We start from the raw sequence: 14,700 nt of genomic DNA, 5'->3' as shown, positions 1-14,700 counted from the left end.
AATCATGAGCGGAGATGGTGGCAAGGGTTTTTCGCCGGACGAGGTTGAAACCAAGAGCAACAGCAAGAGCAACCCCGAGGTCCTTCGCTGCGCTCAGGATGACACCTTAAAAACGAAAACAAGAGCAAGAGCAAGAGCAAGGGCAAGAGCAAGAGCAAGGGCAAGGGCAAAAACAAAAACAAAAGCAAAATCCCCACTCAACGAAAGGAACGTTGAGTGGGGCACCCGGTTTTGACCCGGTTTTGGTACAAGTTATTTTGCTTGCTCGATTTCGAAGTTGATGACGGCCTTCAGGGCTTCGTAGGGGGCTCCGCCGGGATTGCCGACGCGACGGCCATTGACGAAGAGGGTGGGAGTGCCAGTCACGTTAAGTTCGTGCGCAAGAGATTCGCTGCGAGCAATGCGCGCGGCAGTTTCGGGGTTCTCGGCGCAGGATTGAGTCTTGGCGGGGTCGGCTCCGGCCATCTCGGCGTAGTGACGGAGGCGCTCAGTGACGGCAGCATCATCGACGTTGATCTTGCCGGTGGAGTCGGTTTTGCGGACAGCTGTCTCGATTTCGGCCTGATGAGTGAAGATGGCCTGAGTGAACGTCGAGGCCTGATCCTGATTGCTGCGCGAGATGCAATCCAGATAGGAGGAGGCGCGGCCAGCCCAAGGGTGAATCTGCGTAAGGGGGAAGCTCTGAAAGACGAAACGCGCTTGCGGGAAATCGTACTGGAGCTTCTCCATGATGGGGGCGGCATCTTTGCAGGAGGGGCACTCGAGGTCGGCGAATTCGACGATGAGAACTTTGGAGTCAGCTGGGCCTTTGGTGGGGCCGAAGGCGGATTGCGCGAGCTTCTGGCGGTCGGCAAGGAATGGGTCGGCACCGAACGGAACCATGTCTCCGGCGATGGCGTGCTTCTGGTCCTTGGAGACGAAGAAGTGGGTGGCTTGTTGGCCCTCGGGGGTGACGAAGAGGACCGCGATATCGAAGATGTCTGAAATGGGCGAGGAAGCGATGTTGAGCACCTTCACCTGGAGGTTCGGATCGTAGCCGAACATGCGCTTGACGAAGGCCTCTGCCGTTTCCTGTGTGGGGGCTCCGGCGGGAAGCGCGGGCTTGGCGGCAGCAGGTGGGGCGGGCTTGGCAGCGGTCTTGGCAGACTGCGCGAAGAGAGAGCAGGAGAGCAGGAGTACGGCAGAGCACTTCAGAAGATTGCGCATGAATTCATTCCTTGAGCGGGCGTTCCTTGAATAAAGCCGGAGGCCGATTCGCAAAGTTGTACTAGACCTGATGGCGAGCGGCAATGGGAAAACGACGTCCCACACCGAAAGCCTTGGTTGAAATACGAATGCCGGGAGCGGCCTGCTGGCGCTTGTATTCGCTGCGGTCGATGAGGCGAATGACAAAACGAATTACCTCTTCATCGAAGCCAGTGATGGCGGCAATTTCCGGCGCGGATTTGAGATTGCCTACGTACTCCTCGAGGATGCGGTCGAGGACGTCGTAGGGCGGGAGCGAGTCGCTGTCCTTCTGGTCGGGACGGAGCTCGGCGGAAGGCGGCTTGGTGATGGACGCCTCGGGAATGAGCTTGCGGGCGGAGTTGACGTAGCGGGCAAGCGCATAAACAAGCGTCTTGGGAACATCGGAGATGACGGCGAGTCCGCCGACCATGTCTCCGTAGAGAGTGCAGTAGCCGACACCGAGTTCGCTCTTGTTGCCGGTGGTGAGGACGAGCGCGGAGAACTTATTGGCCACAGCCATGAGAATGGCTCCGCGAGAGCGCGCCTGGAGATTCTCTTCGGTTACGTCTTCCTTCATGCCGCTGAAGATGCCGGAAAGGGCGCTGCGGTAGGACTCGAAGATGTCGCGAATGGGAACGACCTGGAAACAGATCCCGAGGTTCGAGGCGAGTTCTCGGGCGTCGCTGATGCTGCCCTCGGACGAATACTGGCTAGGCATGGAGACGCCGATGACGTTGTCGGCTCCGAGAGCATCGACGGCAATGACGGCGGTGAGGGCGGAGTCGATGCCTCCGCTGAGGCCGACGACGACCTTCTTGAATCCGCACTTGTGAACGTAGTCGCGGGTACCGAGGACGAGCGCGGAGTAGGCACTTCCCTCCACTCCCTGAACTTGATCGTGCATGTCGCCGGTCATGGTGGCGGTGTCGACGAGGATGAGATCTTCTTCGAACGAGCGAGCCTGGGCGATGAGGTCTCCCGCAGGATTGAGGGCAAGGCTGGAGCCGTCGAAAACGAGGCTGTCGTTGCCTCCGACCTGATTGACGAGCAGGACAGGGACCTTGTGCTGGCGGGCGATGCTGGCGAGCATGGCCTGACGAAGTTCGCGCTTGCCGACGTTGAAGGGAGAAGCGGAAATGTTGAGGACGATCTCTCCTCCGGTGCGGACGAGGTCTTCTACGGGGTCGGAACCGTAGAGGCGACGGCTCCAGAAAGCTTTGTCATTCCATGCGTCTTCGCAGATGGTGAGCGCGATGGATTGGCCGCAGAGCGTGAACAGGCGCTGGATGGAAGCAGGAGCGAAGTTGCGCGACTCGTCGAAAACATCGTAGGTGGGTAGAAGGCGCTTGGACTGGATGAAATCGATGCGGCCGTTGCGAAGGAGGGCTGCGGAGTTCATCACGGTCTTCCCTGTGTCGGACGCGGCAGGCGATGGGAAGCCAGCAATGATTGCGATGTTGGGGAATTCGGCTGCGAGTTCTTCGAGCACCTGACGGGAACGGGCGATGAAGGTTGGAACCTCGACAAGGTCGCGCGGCGGGTATCCGCAGACGGAGAGCTCGGGAAACAACACGAGATCGGCACCGCGGGAACGTGCGTTTTCGGTGAAGCTGCGGAGCTTGGCGGCATTGCCGGTGAAGTCTCCGACAGTGGGATTGATCTGAGCGAGTGCAATCTTCACAGAGTTAGTGTAAAGCGCGGAAGGGGTGAGGGGGAAGCGAGCGTTGGAGAGGAAAATCGAGCGTGGCAGAAAAGCCTTTTGGGCGGTTGGAATCCTTCGCTTCGCTCAGGATGACGAGCAGAAGAGAACGCAAGGTGGGAAAGCGGTGTAGGGAGTAGGGGGCCTCGCTTCGCTCGGGATGACAACGAAAGGCAAGAGCAAAGGCAAACGCAAAAGCAAAGGCAAGAGCAAGAGCAAAGATAAACGCAAAAGCACTACCCCACCCTAAACTCGCGAGCGAGTTTAAGGGTAAGGCAGCCGCCAATGTCTTTGTTTTTAGTTCGGGCCGGGGGCGGTGGGCGATGGGGCGTCAGGGATGGGCATGGGATGGGGATCGCGAGGCCCATCTGTGTTCTGGGAGATGGGCTTCTCGTCGGGGCGCAGAAGAGAGGGTGCGCTGCGGCGTTCCTCATCGGCGTTGGTGGCGGCCTGGTCGGGCCGCTTCTGCGGCTTGGCGGAGGCGTCGAGGATGCCGAGATCACCGATCTCATCCTTGTCACGAACGATCTTCTCGCCGGTGACTTTCATCTCCTCGATGCTGATCACTTTGTCGTTGTAGAAGCGGATGAACTCGACTTCCTGCGGGGGTGCGCCGTAGATCCACTCTTCGATATCCTTGCCTTCCCTGTTCTCGCGCAGGCGATGAGGCGGACGGCCAAGAGCGTAGGTCACCATCTCTTTATCCATGCCGACGAGCGCGTGGTGGTTCTTGACGGCGGCGGCGAGCACGGGCGGAAGGCTCTTCTGGTAGGCTTCGGCGACGCTGGTGGCTTTGAAATCGAGCACGGGCGCGAGCAGGTCCTTGATGCGGTCGGGTGTGAGCGTGTCGGTGTCGTGCTTGCAGATGAGAAGGACGGAAGAGCCGGTCGAATCCGTGTAGATGTTGCCGGGATCGCCGGACTGGGGCTGTTGAGGATCCTGCTGGCGACCTACGGTGCTGGTGTTCACGCCTCCGATGCCGACGTTGAGGCGATCTCTCCAACTCTTGCGCTTTACGGGACCGCCATTGATCTCAAAGAGAATGCCGTCGTGCACGAATTTGACTGCGGTGATCTTGGCGCGGTCGCCGGGCTTGGCTGCGGTGCCGAACTGCGCGACCATCTGGTTGAGTTCGAGTTCAGAGGGCGTGATCTTCTGGTCCTCGATGCGGACGCCAGCCTTGCCGCGCGGAAGTGCACGGTGGAGGAATGGATTCTCGGCAAGGAAGTTGCGGATGATTTCCTGTCGCTGGGCGTTGGAGAACTTCATATCGGAAGCGGATGCTAGCGGCGCCGGTATGAGCAACGCACCGATGAGCGCGGCGGAAACCAAGAGCTTCCGTTTCGTGGACGTGACGGATTTTGGGAAAGATCCCACCAGCGAGTTCATTGCAATCTCCCAAATGCGTGTTGGGGATTATAGAGCCGTTCCAAAGGAGCGGCGTGTGTTTTTGAAAGTGATCGCATCGTGATCGCGGTGGCGGATCACATTTGCGCTTGCTAATTTAGATGCTGATTGAGGCGGAGTGAGAAGGACGGTGCTGGATATTGCGTCGAGAGGTGACGATCCACAGCAAGGGAAAGGCAATGACCAGAACTATGCTGCAGGTGGCACTCGCCTCAGGGCCATAGCTGCCTCCGGTGAGAGCCGTAGAGCCGTGGGCGGTAGCAGTGACAATGGTGGAGAACTCGCGCATTCCGCTTACAGGAAGTCCATAAACGGCGCCCTGAAAGAGGTTCCAGCCAAAGTGCAGGCCAAAGGAGAACCAGAGTGAGCCGGTGCGGATCCGGGCCAGCGCGAAAAGCAAGCCAACGGCAAGAGTGTTGAGAAATCCCCAGCTCAGAAATCCTTTCGCATCGGGATTCCAGAGGTGGACGGCTCCGAAAAGAGCGGAAAGCGCAACAACAGCCCAGAACGCTCCGAATGCCTCGGTGAGTTTCTGGAAGGGATAGCCTCGGAAGGAAAGCTCCTCAAGCAAGGCTCCGAAGGTGAGCAGCAACAGGACTGCGAGCGTGCGGAGCAGCGTGTAGCGACTGAAGTGCAGATGAAAGTGGATGGAACCGAACGTCCACACCATGAGGACGTCGGCGGTGATGAGAACGGCTCCGAGTGAAAGGCCAGAGGACCACTGCAAGGCAGCTGTCAGATCGAGAGGAAGGCCGAGCGCAACGGGGAGCGGTGCGAAGTTGTAATCAAGAACCCGAACGAAAAACGCGAATCCGGCGGCAGTAAGCACGCAGGCGATGAAGCGGAAGAGAACGCCGGGGATGAGATTGTGGTCGGGGAAAAGCGCGTAGATGAAGCCGCTGCACCAGAAGACTCCGAAGGTCCAGCAGGCGGCGACCATGAAACGGACCAGCGGCGGAAGCAGCGTGGGCGCGGGGTAGGGATTTCCGGCTCGCGGCGTCTCGAATTGGTCGGCTCCGGTCATGGCTTCAGGCTGGGGCATGGGCGCAAGTTCAAGGATACTCAGCGCCCATGATCACGGCAACAGGTGAAGCCCGCGCTTGACGTTTCTTAACCCAGAGTAGCTGCGGCGGCACCGGCTTTGAGCGGCGCGACCGATACTCCCTTGCGCGCGACGGCAAAGGGCAGGATGTAAGCTCCGGCGGCGGCGAGTTTCTGTTCAACGCGCGGGCGGGCGTCAGGCTCGATCATGAAAAGGACACAGCCTCCGCCGCCAGCTCCGCAGACTTTGGCTCCGGTGGCTCCGTTCTTGCGCGAGATGGCGATGAGCTCGTCGATGAGCGGCGTGGCAATGGCAGGAGCGTTGGTGCGGCGCAGCTTCCACTCCTCGCGAAGAAGGCGTCCGGTCTCGTCCCAGTCGCCTGAGGTGATGGCGGCACGCATGGCGCGGGCTATTTCGCCGATGCGCTCGAAGTTGCGGAATATGCGGCGGTCGCCGTCGATGTGGCTTTTGAAGACTTCCCAGTTGTTGATGCCGCTCTGGCGCGGGGCTCCCGTGTAGGCGAGGACGAAGCGGCGGTCGATCTCGTCAAGGTCGGCGGGAATCGCTTGACGATGGATGCCATCGACATCGAGTTGCACGGCGGAGACTCCTCCGTAGAGCGCTGGGTAGTAGTCCTGGCATCCGGTGGGAACGCGGATGAGTTGAGCCTCGACATTCTGTGCGATTTCGCGGATCTGCCCGGGGGAGAGGCGACGTCCAGTGAAACGGGCCAGCGCCGCGGTGCAGGCAATCATGAGCGCGGAGGAACCGGAGATTCCGGCACCGGCGGGAGATTCAGAATGAGTCTCGAGGCGGAATCCCGAAGACGGTTCGGAGGCAGGGTAGAAAAATCGCAGGAGGTAGGCGGCGAGAGCGTGCCTGTATTTCGGCGACTCGCGGAGGGCCTGCATGCTGGGAAAGCTGTCGTTGAGACCAGTATCCGTGGAGATGAGTTCGATGGAGCGCCCGGCGGTGGGGACGATTCGGCAGGTGGTCATGACGTTGACCGCAATATTCACGACAACTGAGCCGGGATGGAACAGGTAGAGCGGCCACATATCGACGGTGCCGCCAGCGAGATCTACACGGCAGGCAGCACGGGCGATGACGCCGGGCTGCTTGGCATTGTTTGCAGGCATGGAAATAGTTGTATCACGTGGGAAGGAAGGCTTGCGGCGAGACGCGCACGAATGACGCGAGTCCTTGGGCGGGGGTCGGACAGAGCAAGGGCAAGAGCAAAGGCAAAGGCAAAGGCAAGAGCAAAGGCAAAGGCAAAGGCAAGAGCAAAGGCAAGAGCAAAGGCAAAACACCCACCTCTACCAAAGACGGGCAGAGGTGGGGCACCACGTTCAACTTGAGAGATTGAGGCAACAGTAGGGGTCCTTTGCTTCGTTCAGGATGAAACCTAAGAACAAAAGCAAAACCAAAGGCAAAAAGCAAAGCAAAGGCAAGAATTGGCATGCGGCCAATTGCTATGAGGGGGAGCGGGGGGTGAGCCGCTTGAGGACCAAGAGTTTGGAGCGGCCTTCGCGGCCTCCGGGGACGTAGAGGTAGCCGGTGGCGGAGTCGTAGGCGAAGGTGTGGCCCTTGACGTCGAGCGGCATTTCGCTAGCCGGGCCGACAGTGGCGGAGACGGAAAGGATGAAGACAGAACCGTTGGAAACGCCGAGGAGCGAACTGGTCGGCTCGTCTAGCGTTAACTGGTCGATGCCTCCGGCGACGGCGGAGCGGGAAACTTCCTGTCCGGTGTTGGGGTCGAGGGCAAGGACGGCGTAGCGGACCGCGACGTAGAGGCGATCATGCTTCGCGCTAAAGACGATGCCGGTGGGTTCGGAGGCGTTGAGTTCGAAGCGGCCGACTGTCTTGAGCGAGCGGCTGAGAACGAGGACGCTGCGTCGATCCTGAAGAGTGAGGAAAAGCTGGTGGCGCGATGGATCGAAGGTGAATGTGTTGGGGCGGCCATCGACCTTGACGGAGGTGACGGGCTGCGCGTTGGAAGTGAGGTCGAGGGCAACGATGGATTGCGCGTCCGGAAACGTGACGTAAAGGACGTGTTCGGCGGGCAGAAGATGGAGCGAGTCGGGTGCAAACTCGACTGGGATGGTGCGCTTGACCTGCCAGTCATCGGTGGAAATGACAACGATGTTGCGCGCTCCGGAGTTGGCGATGTAAACCAGGTGCTGCTGCTCGTCATAGGCGACGCCACGGGGCGAAGACATGTCGCGGACGTGTCCGACGATGCGGCGCTTCTGCGGATCGAAGAGATCGACAGTTCCGGCGCCTCCGTGGGAGACGAGGATCATGCCGTGGACGAGCGCGATTTCATCGAAGCCGGGGCGGCCGGGAATGTCGAGCACGGCAATCTGCTTGAGCGCGGGCGGAGTGACGGCGGTTACGAGTAAGGGGGCGACCATCACGAAGCAAAGTTGGCGAACTAGGCAGGCGAAATAGGACAGGCTCACAACTGTTATGGATGCAGTGTAGGTGTGGACTGCTGCCCAGACAGTATTCAGATGGAATTTCGTTCCCATCTGGAACAGCGTGCAGGCATTAGCGTAGGCTTAGGTGTTCGTACAGGTCGTGATTAACGACAGGAGTTTGCGATGAATCCCTCTTCCCTTCCCGGACTGGCTGGATTGACTACGGAACCTATTGCCCGGCGGACGCTGGATGCAAGCCAATGCACGCTGGTGGTGATCGATATTCAGGAAAAACTGCTGCCTGCAATCCAGAACCGCGAAGAGATTTTGCGGAATTCGCGAATGCTGATAAGGGTGGCGACGATCCTGGAGATCCCGACGCTGGTGACTACGCAGTATTGCAAAGGGCTGGGGCGCACGGTTCCGGAGATCGCGGAGCTTGTTAAGGACTCGGAGACGATCGACAAGATGGAGTTTGGCTGCTTTGGAGCAGATCAGTTCCGCAGCAGCTTGCATGACACCGCAGAACATCGCACGACGATGTTGCTGTGCGGAATTGAGAGCCACATTTGTGTGGCGCAGACGGCGCTGGGGGCGCTGGAGGCGGGGTACATGGTGCATGTGGCGTCCGACGCGGTGGGCTCGCGCACGGACTGGAACTGGCGCGTGGGGCTGGAACGGATGGAGTCGGCGGGATGCGTGATTTCCTCGACGGAGATGATGATGTATGAGCTGCTGAGGAAGAGCGGAACGGCACAGTTCAAGGAAATGCTGCAGTACATCAAGTGATGATCGACAGAACAACAGCGAGCGACAGTCCGGTGCTGGTGGACGCGACGGCGGGCCAGGAGCGGCGGTTCGCGCGGGCGTTTTCGGTGATCGACAAGGCGGTGGCGGAGAGGGCGTTTCCGGGAGCGGCGCTGGCGGTGACCGCGGGCCCGAAGCTGGTGGCGTGGCGCGGATTTGGGCGATTTACCTACGATCCCGGCGCCGAGCCAGTTACGCGGGAGACCATGTGGGATCTGGCATCGCTGACGAAGGTGCTGGCGACAACCGCGATGGCGATGCTGCTGTATGAGCGCGGGAAGCTGAGACTGGATACACGGGTGGTCGAGGTTCTGCCGGAATTCGCGGACGCAGACGGGCGGCGGGATGGGATTACGGTGAGAATGCTGCTGGCGCATTCGGCGGGGTTTCCGGCGCACAGGAAGCTGTATCTGTGGCATGCGGGGCGCGAGGGAATGGTTCGGTCAGCGATGAGGGTTCCGCTGGAGGCGGAGCCGCTGAGCCGGGCGGAGTACAGCGACATCGGATTCATCGTCCTGGGCGAATTACTGGAGCGGATGGCGGGGAAAACTCTGGACGAGTTCTGCGCGGTAGAGGTGTTTGGAGTATTGAAGTTGAACTTGAGGTTTGGCTCGCAGCAGGAACTAAGTTCTAACGTTCCGCCAACAATCAATGACATGGAGTTTCGCGGGCGCGTGGTGCACGGCGAGGTGAATGATGAGAATGCCTGGGCCATGGGCGGAGTGGCAGGGCATGCGGGACTGTTTGGGGATGCGTTGTCGGTGGCGAGGTTTGCGCACTGCATGCTGAGCGGAGGTAAGCCGATTTTCAGGCCGGAGACGGTGGCGTTGTTCACCCGGCGTGAGGCGAGGCCGGAAGGAACGTCGCGAGCACTGGGATGGGACACGCCTTCGCAGCCCTCGTCGTCGGGAACACGGTTTTCGGCGCGCGCGTTTGGGCACCTGGGATACACGGGGACGTCGCTGTGGTGCGATCCGGCGCGGGGCCTTTCAGTAACGCTGCTGACGAACAGGACGTGGCCGGATGGAAGAAATCAGGCTATTAGGGAGGTTCGCCCTGCGGTTCACGACGCAATCGTAGAAGCACTAGAAACGGAATGAGGGTTGCACCGGATGGCGTGAAACTGCGGTGTGTAGAATCATAGAAGAGCAGCATTCATAAAGGCTTATTTCTTCACATGGACAAGCTAGTCATTCGCGGCGGAAATCCGCTGCTAGGTACGATCCGAATCAGTGGCGCAAAAAACGCCGCGCTGCCAGCCATGGCGGCGGCACTTCTCACCGATGAACCGGTGATTCTCGACAACATCCCGCAGGTTCGCGATATTGAAACCGAACGGCGGCTGCTGGCTGCGATGGGCGCCGAAGTGGAGCTGGGATATGGGCGCGCGCAGCATCGGACGACGATCTGCGCGGAACGGTTGAGCAAGAATCCAGAGGCCAGCTATGAGCTGGTGAAGACCATGCGGGCGTCGTCGCTGGTGCTCGGGCCGCTGGTGGCGAGAGTGGGTTTTGCGAGGGTTTCGATACCGGGCGGATGCGCGATTGGAGCACGTCCGATCGATCTGCACATCAAGGGGCTGGAGAAGCTCGGCGCGAAGATCGTAACGGAGCATGGATATATAGAAGCGCGTGCGGAAAAGCTGAAGGGCGCGCACTATGCCTTCGACAAAATCACTGTGACGGGGACGGAAGACATCCTGATGGCGGCAGTGCTGGCGGAAGGCGAGACGGTGCTCGAGAATTGCGCCCGCGAGCCGGAAGTGGTGGACTTGGCGAATCTGCTGGCGAAAATGGGAGCGAGGATCGAAGGCGCGGGAACTTCGACGATCCGCATCAAGGGCGTAGAAAAGCTTGGCGGCACGCGGCACAAGATTATTCCCGACCGGATCGAGGCGGCGACGTACATCATTGCCGGGGCGCTGACGGGTGGCGATCTGATGATCACAGATTGCGAGCCGGAACACCTCACTTCCCTGCTGAACAAGCTGGAAGAAGTTGGCATCAAGGTGAAACTCGGCGATGGATGCGTGCGGGTGATGGGAGATGCGGCTCCGCTGAAGGGCGCGGATATTTCGACTGAGGAGTATCCGGGCTTCCCGACGGACGTGCAGGCGCAATACATGGCGCTGGTGACGCAGGCGGAAGGAACGTCGATCATCACGGAAAACATTTTTGAGAATCGCTACATGCATGCGCAGGAGTTGAGCCGCATGGGGGCGAATATAAAGATTGAAGGCCGGCGCGCAGTGGTGCGAGGAAAGAGCGTACTAAGTGGCGCGGCGGTGCAGGCGAGCGATTTGCGGGCCTCGGCTTCGCTGGTGCTGGCGGCGCTGGTGGCGCAGGACGAAACGATCATCGACCGTGTGTATCATCTGGACCGCGGGTATGAGCGCATCGAAGAAAAACTGCGCGGAGTGGGAGCGCAGGTGAAACGTATTGGAGAATTCTTGCCGAAGCGTGTCGGCGTATAGGTATTCCATCTGCAGCGGCACAGTCCAGCCGGTGAGATTGCGATAGGAACTTGGAGCGGCAGCGGAGATTTGAGATACGGCTCTCATCCTTCGCTGCGCTCAGGATGAGAGCCAAAAGACAGACGAGACAAATGCCCCACAACTGCTGAGAACAGCAGGTTTGGGGCATTTTCATTGCGTATTGCGAAAGGTCCAGGCTGCGAAACAGCGTAGAAACTGAATAGTCACCTATACTGGATGTATGCCCTTTTCTAAAGCTCACCCCAGTTTGCTGCGAGCACTCACAGCACGACATTACACAGAACCAACACCGGTACAACAGGCCGTGATGCGTCCGGAAACGGCCGGACGCGACCTGCTGGTGTCGGCGCAGACAGGCTCGGGTAAGACCGTGGCTTACGGTTTATCGATGGCGGAAACGCTGCTCGGCGAGGCGGAGAGATTTGATCGCGCGAAGCGTCCGCTGGCGCTGATCGTGGCTCCTACGCGCGAGTTGGCGCTGCAGGTTCAGAAGGAATTGGGGTGGCTGCTGGGCGAGGCGGGCGCACGCGTGATTGCCTGTGTGGGCGGCATGGATATCCGCCGCGAACAGAAGGCGCTGGGCACGGGACCGCATGTGATTGTCGGTACTCCGGGACGGCTGGCTGATCATCTGGAACGCGGATTTCTGAAGTTGTCGGATGTGCGTGTGGTGGTGCTGGACGAAGCAGACGAAATGCTGGATTTCGGGTTCCGCGAAGAGCTGGAACTGCTGCTGAAGGCGACGCCGACGGAACGGCGCACGTTGCTGTTTTCGGCGACTCTGCCGAAGTCAATCCTGGGACTGGCGCGGGCGTATCAGCGCGATGCATTGCGGATGGCGCTGTCATCGGAGAATGAGCCGCATGCGGATATTGAACATCGCGCATACGTGATTGCTCCGCGCGATATGGAACATGCGGTGGTGAATTCGCTGCGCTACATCGACGCACCGGGTGCACTGGTGTTTTGCTCGACCCGCGACGCGGTGCGGCACTTGCACGCGAGTTTGAGGGAAAGAGGGTTTTTGGCGGTTGCGCTGTCGGGAGAGCTGACGCAATTTGAACGCACAACCGCGCTGCAAGCTCTGCGGGATGGTCGGGCGAGAGTTTGCGTGGCGACGGATGTGGCGGCGCGTGGGTTGGACATGCCAGACCTGGGATTGGTGATCCATGCCGAGCTGCCGCAGAACAAGGAAATCCTGCTGCACAGAAGCGGACGCACGGGACGCGCGGGGCGCAAAGGAATCTCCGTGACGATTGTGACGGCTCAGCACCGGGGAGCGGCAGAGCGTCTGTTTGGCTCGGCGAAGATCAAAGCAACGTGGTCGGCGGCACCCTCGGCGAAGGCGATCCGGGCGCGGGATCAGGCGAACCTGGTACGCGAGATTGTGTCCGTGGCAGAGGCTCCGGCAGAGGAAGATTTGGCCGCTGGCAAGGTGTTGCTGGAGGAGTTGAGCGCCGAACAGGTGGCGGCGGTTCTTGTCCGCATGCGACGTGAAGCACTCCCCGCACCGGAAGTGCTGGAAGATCCTGGGCCGTATAAGAGCCAGGCTCGGCCGAAGAGTAAGAGCTTTGTGCCGGGAAAGAAGAAATTTGGGTTCAAGAAGAAGTTCGGGAAGAAACAGGGCGGGGCGGAAAAAGGCAGGAAGCGCGAAGGCGCGGCGCGCTCAAAAGATAAGCGCTGGTAAGGTGTGAACCGGTGCATAAGCCGGAAAGAACAGCCCCACATCCGTTAAAGGCAGATGTGGGGCATTTCGTTGCGCGCTAGAGTGCGTCGTTTCCGCGCTCTTCGTTGCGGATGCGGATGGCTTCGTCGATGCGGGTGAGGAATATCTTGCCATCACCAATCTTGCCGGTTTGAGCGGCGTGGACGATCGCTCTGACAACTTCGTCCACACGATCATCGCTGAGAACGATTTCGAGCTTCACTTTGGGGAGCAGGTCCACAGAGTATTCGCGGCCGCGATAGAACTCGGTGTGGCCCTTCTGACGGCCGTGGCCGCGAGCTTCGAGCACGGTGAGTCCATCGATTCCAATGGCGATGAGCGCCTCTTTTACTGCGTCGAGTTTGGCGGGTTGAATGACTGCTTCGAGTTTCGTCATATGATTCCGTTTCTTTGGGCGCATGAGGCCGATGACGGCCCCTGCGCAGCGCAATTAATCGACAGCGTAACCTTCCTGGCCATGTTGCGTGAGATCCAGACCCTGAACCTCGTGTTCATCGTTGACACGTAATCCTACCGTAAGATCGACGATTTTGAGCAGTACCCAGGTGCCAGCGGCGGCGAGAATCCAGGCGATGACGATGCCCACGAACTGGTTGATAAGCTGGTGGGCGTTGCCGTCGAACAGTCCGGAGCCTAATACGTTTCCCTGCGCATCCTTGAACATCGGATTGACGTAGTGAGACGCGAACACGCCGGTGAGGATGGCGCCGAGGGTGCCACCGGCTCCGTGAACGCCGAAGGCGTCGAGCGAGTCATCGTAGCGGAAGAAGGTCTTCACCTTGGCCACCATGAGATAGCAGACGGGGCCGGCGATGAATCCGATGATGAATGCAGACATTGGGCTGACGAATCCGGCTGCGGGAGTAATGGCGACGAGTCCGGCAACGGCTCCGGAGATGGCACCGAGAGCACTGGGATGACCTTCGCGAATCCACTCGATGGCGAGCCAGCCAAGAGCGGCAGCGGCGGCGGCGAAATGCGTGGTGACGAAGGCCGAGGTGGCGAGACTTCCGGCAGAGAGCGCACTACCGGCGTTGAATCCGAACCAGCCTACCCAGAGCATGCAGGCTCCGATGAATGAAAGAACAACGCTATGGGGCGGAACGGCTTCGGCGGGATAATTCTTGCGCTTGCCAAGATAGAGGGCGCAGACGAGCGCCGAGACTCCCGAGGTGACGTGCACGACGGTGCCTCCGGCGAAGTCGAGGCAGGGGAAGCGTCCGCCGAGTGTGGCGTTGAGCAGACCTCCCTTGCCCCAAACCATGTGAGCCATGGGGGTGTAAATGACCAGCGACCAGAGAGTGAGAAACACGAGCATGCCGCTGAACTTCATGCGCTCGGCGAAGGCTCCGGAGATGAGGGCCGGAGTGATGATGGCAAACATCAACTGATAGACCATGAAGGTCTGGAGTGGGATGGTGGCCGCATAGTCAGGATCGGGAGCAGCTCCGACTCCGTTGAGGAACAGGTGATGAAAGTTTCCGATAAAGCTATTGCCGGCGCCGAAGGCGAGGCTGAAGCCGACGACTCCCCAGACGACGGTGACGACGGCCATCATGGCGAAGCTGTGCATGAAGGTCGAAAGCACGTTTTTGCGCCGGACGAGTCCACCGTAGAAAAGTGCGAGGCCGGGGCCGGTCATCATGAGCACGAGAGCAGAGCTGACCAGCATCCAGGCGTTGTCGGCGTTGCTGCGGGCTTCGGCAATCTGGCGCTGGAGGTCGGCAAGGGTCGGTTGTGAGGTAGGTTGGGCGCTGGCGCCAATTGCGCAGCAGAACAGGAGAAGCAGACACACACCTAGGCATAGGCGGCGAAGTAGTTGGGGGGAAGGCCCCAGGGATCGGATCACCAGTTACTCCAAAGCTGGATTTGGTCTAT

13 protein-coding genes are annotated in these 14,700 nt (G+C 59.9%); 5 read left to right on the top strand and 8 right to left on the bottom strand.

Features of this window, described 5'->3' with window-relative positions:
- Positions 1–252 precede the first annotated feature (252 nt).
- The 5 genes from AC6IY8_RS04890 to AC6IY8_RS04870 all read right to left on the bottom strand — a co-directional run bounded on the left by AC6IY8_RS04890 (position 253) and on the right by AC6IY8_RS04870 (position 6,514).
- Complete coding sequence (locus tag AC6IY8_RS04890) at positions 253–1,206, bottom strand: DsbA family protein (protein ID WP_497777583.1); 954 nt, start codon at positions 1,204–1,206, stop codon at positions 253–255.
- 61 nt (positions 1,207–1,267) lie between these two features.
- Positions 1,268–2,908, bottom strand: coding sequence for an NAD+ synthase (locus AC6IY8_RS04885; protein ID WP_497777582.1), 1,641 nt, complete (start codon positions 2,906–2,908; stop codon positions 1,268–1,270).
- A gap of 315 nt (positions 2,909–3,223) precedes the next feature.
- A complete protein-coding gene (locus AC6IY8_RS04880; RefSeq protein WP_497777581.1) occupies positions 3,224–4,315 on the bottom strand; it encodes a hypothetical protein in 1,092 nt (363 codons plus the stop codon).
- Positions 4,316–4,430: 115 nt separating this feature from the next.
- Positions 4,431–5,375, bottom strand: a complete 945-nt coding sequence (locus AC6IY8_RS04875; protein WP_497777580.1) for a CPBP family intramembrane glutamic endopeptidase — start codon at positions 5,373–5,375, stop codon at positions 4,431–4,433.
- A 68-nt stretch (positions 5,376–5,443) separates the two neighbouring features.
- Entirely contained in the window at positions 5,444–6,514 is a 1,071-nt protein-coding gene (locus tag AC6IY8_RS04870; RefSeq protein WP_497777579.1) for a GHMP family kinase ATP-binding protein, read from the bottom strand.
- A 17-nt stretch (positions 6,515–6,531) separates the two neighbouring features.
- Between AC6IY8_RS04870 and AC6IY8_RS04865 the strand changes: the two genes are divergently transcribed.
- On the top strand, positions 6,532–6,741 hold the full coding sequence (locus tag AC6IY8_RS04865; protein ID WP_497777578.1) for a hypothetical protein: 210 nt from the start codon (positions 6,532–6,534) through the stop codon (positions 6,739–6,741).
- A 106-nt stretch (positions 6,742–6,847) separates the two neighbouring features.
- Here the strand turns inward: AC6IY8_RS04865 and AC6IY8_RS04860 are convergent, their stop codons facing one another.
- Positions 6,848–7,906 (bottom strand): YncE family protein, encoded by a 1,059-nt coding sequence (locus AC6IY8_RS04860; RefSeq protein WP_497777577.1) that lies wholly within the window; start codon positions 7,904–7,906, stop codon positions 6,848–6,850.
- Positions 7,907–7,978: 72 nt separating this feature from the next.
- Here AC6IY8_RS04860 and AC6IY8_RS04855 point away from each other — a divergent pair, with 72 nt between their 5' ends.
- From AC6IY8_RS04855 to AC6IY8_RS04840, 4 genes are all read left to right on the top strand, one after another.
- A complete protein-coding gene (locus AC6IY8_RS04855; protein ID WP_497777576.1) occupies positions 7,979–8,584 on the top strand; it encodes a hydrolase in 606 nt (201 codons plus the stop codon).
- Entirely contained in the window at positions 8,584–9,702 is a 1,119-nt protein-coding gene (locus tag AC6IY8_RS04850; RefSeq protein WP_497778605.1) for a serine hydrolase domain-containing protein, read from the top strand. Before AC6IY8_RS04855 ends, AC6IY8_RS04850 begins: the two co-directional genes overlap by 1 nt.
- Positions 9,703–9,779: 77 nt before the next feature.
- The gene (gene murA / locus AC6IY8_RS04845) at positions 9,780–11,075 is read left to right on the top strand and encodes a UDP-N-acetylglucosamine 1-carboxyvinyltransferase (protein WP_497777575.1); all 1,296 of its coding nucleotides are present in this window, start codon (positions 9,780–9,782) and stop codon (positions 11,073–11,075) included.
- A gap of 241 nt (positions 11,076–11,316) precedes the next feature.
- Positions 11,317–12,783, top strand: coding sequence for a DEAD/DEAH box helicase (locus AC6IY8_RS04840; protein WP_497777574.1), 1,467 nt, complete (start codon positions 11,317–11,319; stop codon positions 12,781–12,783).
- A gap of 76 nt (positions 12,784–12,859) precedes the next feature.
- Here the strand turns inward: AC6IY8_RS04840 and AC6IY8_RS04835 are convergent, their stop codons facing one another.
- Together AC6IY8_RS04835 and AC6IY8_RS04830 are read right to left on the bottom strand one after the other, a co-directional pair.
- Entirely contained in the window at positions 12,860–13,198 is a 339-nt protein-coding gene (locus tag AC6IY8_RS04835; protein ID WP_497777573.1) for a P-II family nitrogen regulator, read from the bottom strand.
- Positions 13,199–13,252: 54 nt separating this feature from the next.
- The gene (locus tag AC6IY8_RS04830) at positions 13,253–14,602 is read right to left on the bottom strand and encodes an ammonium transporter (protein WP_497778604.1); all 1,350 of its coding nucleotides are present in this window, start codon (positions 14,600–14,602) and stop codon (positions 13,253–13,255) included.
- Between the last annotated feature and the right edge of the window lie 98 nt (positions 14,603–14,700).

The sequence above is a fragment of the Koromonas soli genome, assembly GCF_059726265.1.
The sequence above is the reverse complement of the archived record's forward strand: the minus strand, read 5'-3'. Positions and strand labels throughout refer to the sequence as shown.